The sequence below is a fragment of the Nannocystis pusilla genome (genome assembly GCF_020073745.1).
In the GTDB taxonomy this organism is placed as follows: Bacteria; Myxococcota_A; Polyangia; order Nannocystales; family Nannocystaceae; genus Nannocystis; species Nannocystis radixulma.
The window spans coordinates 1-8,993 of sequence record NZ_JAIRAU010000055.1; the positions used below are offsets into that span (position 1 = coordinate 1).

Genomic DNA, 8,993 nt, shown 5'->3' on the forward strand with positions numbered 1-8,993 from the left:
CATCACGCGCCCGACCGCCTGATCGAGGTTGGTCTCGAAGCGGACGTCGCGGCTGGTCAGGATCCCGACCGGGCGCTTGCCCTCGACCACGGGCAGGCCGGAGAAGCCGTGCGCGTGCATGAGCGCGAGCGCCTCGCGCAGGGTCTGCTCGGCGGTGACCGTGATCGGGTCGACCACCATGCCGCTCTCGCTGCGCTTGACCCTGCGCACCTCCTGAGCCTGCTGTTCCGGGCTCAGGTTCTTGTGGATGATGCCGAGGCCGCCGTGACGCGCCATGCAGATCGCGGTCGCGGCCTCGGTGACCGTGTCCATCGCCGCCGAGACCAGCGGGATGTTGACCATGATGTCGCGCGTCAGCCGGCTCTGCACCTCGACCTGCGACGGCAGCACCTCGCTGTAGCCCGGGACGAGCAACACGTCGTCGAACGTCAACGCCTCGCGGATCTCGATCGCAGCCATGCCTGCTCCCTTAGAAAGGTTGCGGGAGACTACCCAACGCGAACCTGTGCGCGCATGCGCGAAGGCGTGCGTTACCTGACGACTTCGCGCGCCGGCCGTGCGCACGCGTGGTTACGAATCAATCTCACGGCGGCGATGCGCGCGAGTCGTGATCCGTCGGCGACCTGGACGATCACGCGACGACAAGGTGAGATAAGCTCCAGCGTCCGTGGGCGCCGTGGTCGGCGCCGTCACCAGAGCGTCGGTTGTGCCGCCTGTACAGCCCATTGATGGCCCTTTCGCCGAGCGCGTCGTCACCGTGCTGACCCCGCTTCTTGGGCCGCACACGGCGAAGCGCGCGCTGGCCATGATCTGCAAGCGGGCCGGCAAGGACGCCGCCGCTCTCGGGCCTGACGACGTGGAGCTGGCGCAGACCACCCTGCGGCCGATGCTGCGCACGCTCATCGGCAACGAGGTGACGGTCCGCGTGCTCGCCGATCTCGGAGCCACGGAGGAACCGTCGTGAACGCCCCGCGAGGCCTCGCCCTGCTGCTCTGTCTGGTCGCCGTCGGCGGCCGCTACGCCGCCGAGGAATTGTTCGGCGCCGGCGACGCCTGGCACCGCGGCGTCGAGGCGATCGCGGTCGCGCTGTGCGCCCTGGTGGTGCTCCGCTTCGGCGCGGGCGACCCGCCGCGACGGCCGTGGACGGTGCTGCTGCTGTCGCTGGCGATGATCCCGATGATCCGCGTCGCCACCTGGCAGGGCTGGGCGCTCGCCGACATCAAGGTCCAGAACATCCTCCTCATCCTCGGCAACATCTTCTTCGCCGGCTCGATCATCGGCTTCGGCCGCGTGCTCGGCAGCTCGGAGCTGCTGTCCGAACGGACAGGCGGCGCGCGCACCCGCGTGCTGCTGGTCCTCGGCTCGCTGGCCACCGCCGGCCTGGCCTTCATCGCCTACAACGTCGTCGGGCTGGCCAGTCGCGGCATGCCGGCCACCGGCGACGCGTGGGCCGGCGCGATCACCAGCGGGATCAGCACCCTGTCCGACGCGATCGTGTTCGCCGGCGGGCTCTACCTGGTGTGGCTGCTACGCCCGCTCGTCGGCGGCAGCATCGCCCTGCCCTACCTGCTCATGGCGTTCGGCGGCGCGGCCTTCCTGGTCGTCGACGTGTGGCTGGTGGCGATCGGCAAGACCGCGCAGACCGACCTCACCGACCCCGTCTCCAAGCTGATCGGCGCGCTCGCCTTCAGCTGCTTCGCCGCCGCCGCGCTGATCCAGTCCGCCCTCCTGGCCCCCAAGCCGCCGTCGCGCATGTCCGGCCCGGCGGCCGCGGCCCGCTCGATGTCGCAGGCCCGGCGCGTCTGAGCGAAGCTGTCCGTCGGGACAGCTTCACTCGCCTGCCCGAACGGACAGATGATCCTGTCCGTCGGGACAGCCTACTTGGCCGGCTTGGCCGCCGGCGCGCGCAGCCAGGTGTCGAGCCAGGCGAGCACGTTGTCGTGCCACACCTTGCTGTTGACCGGCTTCAGCACCCAGTGGTTCTCGTCGGGGAAGTACAGGAACCGGCTCGGCACGCCGCGGCGCTGCAGCGCGGTGAAGGTGGCGATGCCCTGCGTCTCGGGGATCCGGTAGTCGAGGCCGCCGTGGATGACGAGCATCGGCAGGCGCCAGCGGTCGACGTGGTTGGCCGGGTTGTGCGCCTCGTGCTGCTTGCCGAACTGCCAGTACGGACCGCGGTGCTCCCACTCGGGGAACCACAGCTCCTCGGTGGCGTAGTACATCATGCGGTTGTCGAACACGCCGTCGTGGTTGACGAGGCAGCGGAACGGCGCCTGCCACTGGCTGGCGATCCAGTTGACCATGAAGCCGCCGTACGAGGCCCCGAGCGCGCACACGCGGTCGCCGTCGAGCCACGGGTAGCGCTGCAGCGCGGCCGCCAGGCCCTTCTGCAGGTCGACCAGCGGCGCGCCGCCCCAGTCGTCCTGGATCGTGTCGGTGAACGCCTGGCCGTAGCCGGTCGAGCCGTGGAAGTCGATCATCACCACCGCATAGCCGGCGCCGGCGTAGGTCTGCGGGTTCCAGCGGTAGCTCCAGCGATCGCTGTACGAGCCCTGCGGACCGCCGTGGATCAGGAACGCCACCGGCGCCTTGTCGCCCTCGGCGAGGCCCGGCGGGCGCACGACCCAGCCGTACACCGTCTCGTTCTTGTGCCCGGGGAAGCTGAACTGCTCGGCCACGCCGACGTCGGCCGCGGCCACCTTGGCGTCGTTGAGGTGCGACAACTGCTCGGCCTCGCCGTCGAGCCCCGCGGTGAAGATCTCGTCGGGGTGCGAGAGGTCGTTGCGCAGGAACAGCAGGCGGTCGTCGACGCGCTGGACGTCGTGGATCGCCCCGCCGCGCACCAGCTCGCGCGCCGCCCCCGTGGCCGCGTCGACCGCGAACAGCGAGGTGCGGCCGAGGTCCTCGGCGACGGCGAAGATCGTCTTGCCGTCGCCGCTCCACGTGAACTCCTTGACCGAGCGGTCCCAGTCGCCGGTGAGGATCTTCGGCTGTCCTTCGGGCCATGGCTGAAGGACCAGGCTGAAGCGGTCGGCCTCGTAGCCGGGGCGCGCCATCGCCACGTACGCCAGCGTCTTGCCGTCGGGCGAGAACGCCGGGCGGGTGTCCCACGCCGGGTTCTTCTGCGTGAGGTTCTTCGGCGCCGCCGAGCCGTCGAGCGGGGCGAAGAAGAGGTCGAAGTTGGTCGACCACGGCTCGGTCTGGCCGGCGACGCGGGCCGCGAACACCACGCCGTGACCGTCCGGGGTGACCGCCCACTCCTCGACGCCGCCGAACGGCTTCGACGGCACGTCGCCGTCGATGCCGCGCGAGAGGTGGACCGGCTGGCCGCCGCCGCCGGGCGACCACGCGAACAGCTGCGCGCGCCGGCCGTCCTTCCACTGGTCCCAGTGGCGCACGAACAGGCGGTTGTGCACCACGCCGGAGCCACGGTCCTTGCGCGCCCGGTCGCGCACCAGCCCGGCCGTGCACGCGAGCGGACCCTCGTTCGCGCCGTCGCACTCGGGGAACACCTCGGCCGAGAACAGCAGCGTGCCGCCGGGGCCGACCAAGATCGCGCCGACGTCGACCGGGAAGTCGGTCACGCGCGTCGGCGTCTCGCCGATCGCCACCCGGAACACCTGCTGCGTGCCCTCGTGCTTGCCGAGGAAGTAGAGCGTCTCGCTGTCGCTGGTCCAGCGCGGGCTCGACTCGCTCTCGGGATCCGTGGTGAGCCGGATCGGCCCCGAGCCGTCGATGCCCATGACATAGAGGTCGCTGCGCCCGCGGTTGCCCTCGAGGTCGGTCTTGCGGACCACGAACGCGACCTTCTTGCCGTTGGGCGAGACCTGCGGATCGCTGATCCGATCGAACGCCAGCAGGTCGAGGACCGAGAACGGGTGCTGTCCCGGCGGCGCAATCGCCTGCTCGACGAACGGCGCCGGCCCGCTCGGGGCGGCCTCGGCGGCCTTCGCCTCCGGCGCGGGCGGACAGTCGCGGACGACGTGCTCGCGCGTGCCGCCGCAGGCGACGGCGAGGGTGGACAGACCGAGGAGCGTTCGAATTCGGGGGCGGGCGCGCACCATGGCGCGAGACTATACGGGCGCCGGCGCGCGCCGGGCAATTATGCAGCCGAGCGGCGCAGATCGGCGATTCGGGCCCACTCTCGGCGCGGCGAGCCCGGCGCCGACGCAGCCGAGGCGCGACGAGTTGCAAACCACGGGCTCCGCCGGGCCCCGATCTCTCCTGCCACCGGGCTTTCGCCGAGGCCGGCGCCGGCATCGATCTGTCCAAAAGTTCCTGTTCTGGAATACCTGATGTCCAGAACAGTCCCGCCCGGCGTCCGTCGCAACCCGACCTTCACGTGTCCCCAGGAGCATGCCGAAAGGACATGCTTCAGAAGACATGCCCGAGAAGACATGCTCCCGGCGACACGCAGATCACGGCCGGCGACGCGCGCGGACCGACGTCGCCAGGCCGGCGGCGGCCAGCAGCGACAGGCCGAGGGCGGCGGCCAGCCCGGCCGCACCGACGACGGCGGCCGCGGCCCAGCCGAACGCCTCGACCGGCGGCGACGGCGGCGGCGGGCTCGGCGGCGGGGCCTGACCCCACGCTCGGGCCGTCGCTCGGATCAGCGGGTCCGCCAGCGGGTCGACGGCGCGCTGCCCGGCGCGGGCCAGGTCGAAGCGGGCCCGCGCCTGCGGCTCGCACAGCACGTCGCGCGCGGCGACGATGGCCCGCATGCGCTCGCTCGCCGCCGCGTCGTGCGGGTTGCGATCGGCGTGGTGGCGGTGCACCGCGCGGCGGAAGGCTTGCCGGATCTCCGCCTCCGAGGCGGTCGGCGTGACACCCAGGACGCGGTAGTGATCGACGAAGGCCGGCATGCCCCGCGAGCTTGCCACACGCCGCGGCGCGCGGCGCGAGCTCGGCAGCCGGCGGGTCGACAAGCCTGCGCGGCGACGCTACCGTGCGCGCGTGCAATCGGCGTGCGACCGGCGCTGTCCCTGGTGTGGTCAACCACTCGCGCTGGTGTGGGTCCACGGCCACGGCCAGTGCGTCCGCTGCGGCACCAACCTCGAGGAGTGTTGTCGCGGCGAGACCGCCGAGGTCGTCGGCGCACCGACGCCCGTGAGCTCGTCGACCGCCGGGCGCCTGCAGGAGCGAGGCTAGTCGCCGTGGCCCGCTACGACTGCCTGAGCTGCGGGGCCTGCTGTCAGAACACCCCGGAGAACCGCGCCGAGGGCTTCTCGCAGTACATCGAGGTCGACCCCGACGCGCCGCTGTGGCGCCGCCCCGATCTCGTGCGCAAGTTGGTGGTCCGCGACGAGGACGGCGGCGCCCACCTGCGGCTCCATCCCGACGGCCGCTGCGTCGCGCTGCGCGGGCGGATCGGCGCGCGCGTGCGCTGCGAGATCTATCGCGAGCGACCGCTGCCGTGCCGCAGCGTCGAGGCCGGCGGCGACCTCTGCAAGCGCTACCGCCAGAGCCGCGGTCTGAGGGTGTGAAGCCGGCCGCTCGCGGCCGTCGCCTGCGCGCCTCGACCTCCGGCTCCACGGATCGCGCCTATCGCCGAGGAACATGTCCCGCAGGACATGTCCGGAAGAACCCGCCCCCTCGGCCAGGTCCATCCACCAGCGCGCACGCTCGCAGCGGCCGTGCGGCGCTCAGCCGCCCTTCTTGGGCCGCGTGATCTCGATGTTGGTGCCGACGCCCTCCTCCGGATCGAGCTCCTCGGAGGCGGCGTTCTCCTCGTCGCGGAAGCTCTTGCGATCGCTGCGCTTGAGCTTGGCCTTGAGCGCCTTCTGGCCCTCGGCCGCGACCTCGAGCGTCTCGACGTGGGTATCGAAGCCCTTGGCCTTGAGCTCGAACTGGTGCGGCCCCGGGGGCAGCTCGAGCGCGAGCGGGGTCTTGCCCTTCGACACCCCGTCGACGAAAACCTCGGCCTTGGGCGTGGCCTCGACCTGGATCGCCACCGGCGCGGGCGGCTGCGGCGGCGTCTCGACCTTCGTCTCCGGCGGCGTCTCGACCTTCGTCTCCGGCGGCGGCTCGACCTTCGTCTCCGGCGGCGTCTCGACCTTCGTCTCCGGCGGCGGCTCGTCGGGCGGCGGCTGCTGGGCCTTCGCGTCTGCCTCTTGGAGCATGGCCTTCAGGGCAGCTTGACGCTCCTTGGCCTGCGCGTTGTTCGGGTCGGTGACGAGCACGACCTCGTAGGCCGCGAGCGCCTCCTGCAGCTTGCCGGCTTCCTCGAACTCCTGCGCCTTGGCCAGCCCGGCGGCGCTCTGCGGCGACGGGACCTCCTGCGGCGCGGCGATCGGCGGCGGCGCGATCGGCTGCTTCTGGCTCTCGAGGTAGAAGTACACGCCGACGCCGACGCCGACGATCGCCAGCAGCGCGAAGATCCAGCCCGACCCGCCGCCGGAGCTCGGCTCGGGGTGGGCCTCGGCGGCCGGGTGCGGCTCGATGACCGGGATCGGGCGCGAGCCGCTGGCCTCGACGGCGGCGGCCAGGGTGGCCGAGCGGGCCCGGTCCTGCGCCGCCTCGACGTCGCCGGCACCAGGCCCGCGGGACAGGTTCTCCTTGGCCGCCGAGCGCGCGCGGGGGGCCGCGACCGGCAGGCGGAACATCGCCGCCGGCACGCAGTCGATCATCCGCTCGACGATCTCGTTGGCGTCGTTCGGCCGGTTGTCGGGGTTCTTGGCCAGACAGTCGTGGATCAGGTGGATCAGCTCGTCGGGCACGCCGTGGTCGGGCGGCAGCGCCGTCTCGAGCGGGACCGGCTTGGCGTTGACGTGCTTGTGCAGCACGTCGCGCGGGCTGTCGCCCTCGAACGGCAGCCGGCCGCTCAGCATGTGATAGAACAGCACGCCGACGGCGTACACGTCGGAGCGCGCGTCGGCCGGCTTGTTCATGATGACTTCGGGCGCGAGGTAGGCCGGCTCGCCGACCATCGGCGCGTCCTCGTCGCTGCCGTCGGGCGGCTGGAGCAGCGTCGAGATCCCGAGGTCGAGCAGCTTGACGTAGTTGGCGCGGCCCTGCTCCTCGACCAGCATCACCTGATTGGCGTTGAAGTCGCCGTGGACGATCCGGCGCACGTGCGCGCCGCCGAGCCCCTTGAGCACCTGCGCCGCGATCGGCACGAACGCCTCGAGCTGCAGCCGGCCCATCTGCCGCACGTACTCGGCCAGCGTCTCGCCCTCGACGAACTCGACGGCCACCCACACCCGGCCGGACTCACGCCCGTGGTCGTGCACCGCCGCGATGTTGGGGTGCTCCAGCGTGGCCAGCGCCTTGGCCTGCTCGTCGAAGCGCGCGGCCGCGGGCGAGCCGTCGGCCCACGACGCGGCCAGCAGCTGGATGACGACGGTGCGGTGCATCGTGCGGTGGGTGGCGATGAACGCCTGGACCCGCGGTCCACGCTCCAGGACGCGCTGCAGGGTGTAGTGGCTGCCGATCGTCTGGCCGATCAGGGCGTCTGTCCCGGATGCGGGGATGGATCTCTTAACCGGCATCGTGCCCTCGGTGCGGAAGCGAAATCAGGGCCCGATGGCCCGTGAAGCAAGTCAGGGCCGGAGGCCCGTGGAGCGAATCAGGGCCGGAGGCCCGTGAAGCAGTCAGGGCCGGAGGCCCGTGAAGCAAGTCAGGGCCGGAGGGGCCCGTGGAGCGAGTCCTGGTGCGCGAGATCGGCCCGCGCCTGCGTGCCGTCGTGCGACCCAACGTAGCATGGACCCGCTGCGCGCGACCAAAGTGCTGCGCAGGCCGGGGGTCGGCTGGTGCAAACAGCGCGATTCTCGGCTCGCGTGCTCCGGAGCCACCCCTTATCCTCCGCCGCCATGCGCCCGTATCGCTTCGGTCCGCTCCTGCTCCTCGCCGCCTGCGGCGATCCCTCGCACGGCCCGGCGACGGCCTCCGCGGGCATCACGGCCTCCGCGAGCGACGGCGCGTCGACGTCCGACTGGGACACAGGCGAGCCGACACCGACCACATCCGCCGGGTCCGTGACCGCGAGCACCGAGACCACCACCAGCGCGACCACGGCCGACGAGACCACGGGCACCACGGGCACCAGCGAGCCCGCCAGCGGCACCTCCGCGACCGACACGAGCGGCGATACGGGCGCCAGCGACGCCACCACCGCCGTCGCCACCACCGGCACCAGCGACGGCACCAGCTCCACGAGCACCGGCGACGGCACCACCGGCGAGCCCTGTCCGATCGGACAGGACGGCTGTCCCTGCGGCCAGGACGACCTCTGCGGCCCCGGGCTCGAGTGCGACGCCGGCCTGTGCGGACCGCCCGCCCCGCCGGAGTGCGGCGACGGCGTCGTCGAGGGCAGCGAGCAGTGCGACGACGGCAACAAGATCCCGGGCGACGGCTGCGAAGACGACTGCACCCCGACCCCGGCCGCCGATCCGTGCGGTTTTGCATCGGACGGCGTCTGGCTCGAGATCGACTACACCGGCGCCTTCACCTCGACCAACCCCGACTGGACCTACTCGCCGACGCCCGGGTGGGGCGAGGCCGAGTGGGCCCCGCAGGGCGAGTCGTGGCCGGAGGTGTGGGACATCTGGCAGAACGTCCAGGTCACGCAGGACCAGATCGGCAAGGTCGCCATCGTCGACGGCAACGGCGCGCTGCAGATCATGTTCGGCATCGGCGGCCTCACCTACGACTACGCGACCGTGTGCGTGCAGGGCCGCAGCTACTCGGTCGGCTCGTCGGTGACCTTCACCGTGCAGAACCAGCTCAACGACTGCGGCGGCGTCGGCATGATGGCCAACGACTGGTCGATCCACAGCACCGGCGTCGACCTCGGCACCTGCATCGTCGACAACAATGAGTTCCAGGGCCTGCGGATCTTCGCCTCCGGCGGCAGCGGGGCCCTCTCGCTCACGCGCCTGCGCTTCACCCTCCACGGCGCGGTCTACTGAGCCGCACCTGCTCACCGCCTCGTACCTGGCTCTCCGGACAGGCGCCTGCGGCGAGCCTCAGGCGAGCGGCGCGTGCCCTCTCAGAAC

9 protein-coding genes are annotated in these 8,993 nt (G+C 72.0%); 5 read left to right on the top strand and 4 right to left on the bottom strand.

Translation table 11 applies throughout. The features are described 5' to 3' along the window. The coding region (locus tag K7C98_RS37755) for an IMP dehydrogenase (RefSeq protein ID WP_224196748.1) at window positions 1-459 on the bottom strand (459 nt) is incomplete at its 3' end. 208 nt (window positions 460-667) lie between these two features. On the opposite strand from K7C98_RS37755, the gene K7C98_RS37760 reads away from it, so the two are divergent. Then, window positions 668-964, top strand: a complete 297-nt coding sequence (locus K7C98_RS37760) for a hypothetical protein (RefSeq protein ID WP_224196749.1) — start codon at window positions 668-670, stop codon at window positions 962-964. Further along, a complete protein-coding gene (locus K7C98_RS37765) occupies window positions 961-1,806 on the top strand; it encodes a hypothetical protein (RefSeq protein WP_224196750.1) in 846 nt (281 codons plus the stop codon). The genes K7C98_RS37760 and K7C98_RS37765 overlap by 4 nt, the downstream gene beginning before the upstream one ends. Window positions 1,807-1,877: 71 nt before the next feature. Here the strand turns inward: K7C98_RS37765 and K7C98_RS37770 are convergent, their stop codons facing one another. Next, window positions 1,878-4,064 (bottom strand): alpha/beta hydrolase family protein, encoded by a 2,187-nt coding sequence (locus K7C98_RS37770; protein WP_224196751.1) that lies wholly within the window; start codon window positions 4,062-4,064, stop codon window positions 1,878-1,880. Between the two features lie 354 nt (window positions 4,065-4,418). Then, the gene (locus tag K7C98_RS37775) at window positions 4,419-4,862 is read right to left on the bottom strand and encodes a J domain-containing protein (protein ID WP_224196752.1); all 444 of its coding nucleotides are present in this window, start codon (window positions 4,860-4,862) and stop codon (window positions 4,419-4,421) included. A gap of 91 nt (window positions 4,863-4,953) precedes the next feature. Here K7C98_RS37775 and K7C98_RS37780 point away from each other — a divergent pair, with 91 nt between their 5' ends. Then, window positions 4,954-5,148: a hypothetical protein gene (locus K7C98_RS37780; RefSeq protein ID WP_224196753.1), complete on the top strand. Its 195-nt coding sequence runs from the start codon at window positions 4,954-4,956 to the stop codon at window positions 5,146-5,148. 5 nt (window positions 5,149-5,153) lie between these two features. Next, window positions 5,154-5,483: a YkgJ family cysteine cluster protein gene (locus tag K7C98_RS37785; RefSeq protein WP_224196754.1), complete on the top strand. Its 330-nt coding sequence runs from the start codon at window positions 5,154-5,156 to the stop codon at window positions 5,481-5,483. Window positions 5,484-5,642: 159 nt separating this feature from the next. Here the strand turns inward: K7C98_RS37785 and K7C98_RS37790 are convergent, their stop codons facing one another. Next, entirely contained in the window at window positions 5,643-7,487 is a 1,845-nt protein-coding gene (locus tag K7C98_RS37790) for a protein kinase domain-containing protein (RefSeq protein ID WP_224196755.1), read from the bottom strand. Between the two features lie 321 nt (window positions 7,488-7,808). On the opposite strand from K7C98_RS37790, the gene K7C98_RS37795 reads away from it, so the two are divergent. Beyond that, complete coding sequence (locus K7C98_RS37795) at window positions 7,809-8,906, top strand: DUF4215 domain-containing protein (RefSeq protein ID WP_224196756.1); 1,098 nt, start codon at window positions 7,809-7,811, stop codon at window positions 8,904-8,906. Window positions 8,907-8,993: the final 87 nt, after the last annotated feature.

Coding starts and splice junctions, on each gene's coding strand:
- K7C98_RS37770 (WP_224196751.1), bottom strand. CDS start 4,064: ATGGTGCGCGCCCGCCCCCGAATTCGAACGCTCCTCGGTCTGTCCACC.
- K7C98_RS37775 (WP_224196752.1), bottom strand. CDS start 4,862: ATGCCGGCCTTCGTCGATCACTACCGCGTCCTGGGTGTCACGCCGACC.
- K7C98_RS37790 (WP_224196755.1), bottom strand. CDS start 7,487: ATGCCGGTTAAGAGATCCATCCCCGCATCCGGGACAGACGCCCTGATC.
- K7C98_RS37795 (WP_224196756.1), top strand. CDS start 7,809: ATGCGCCCGTATCGCTTCGGTCCGCTCCTGCTCCTCGCCGCCTGCGGC.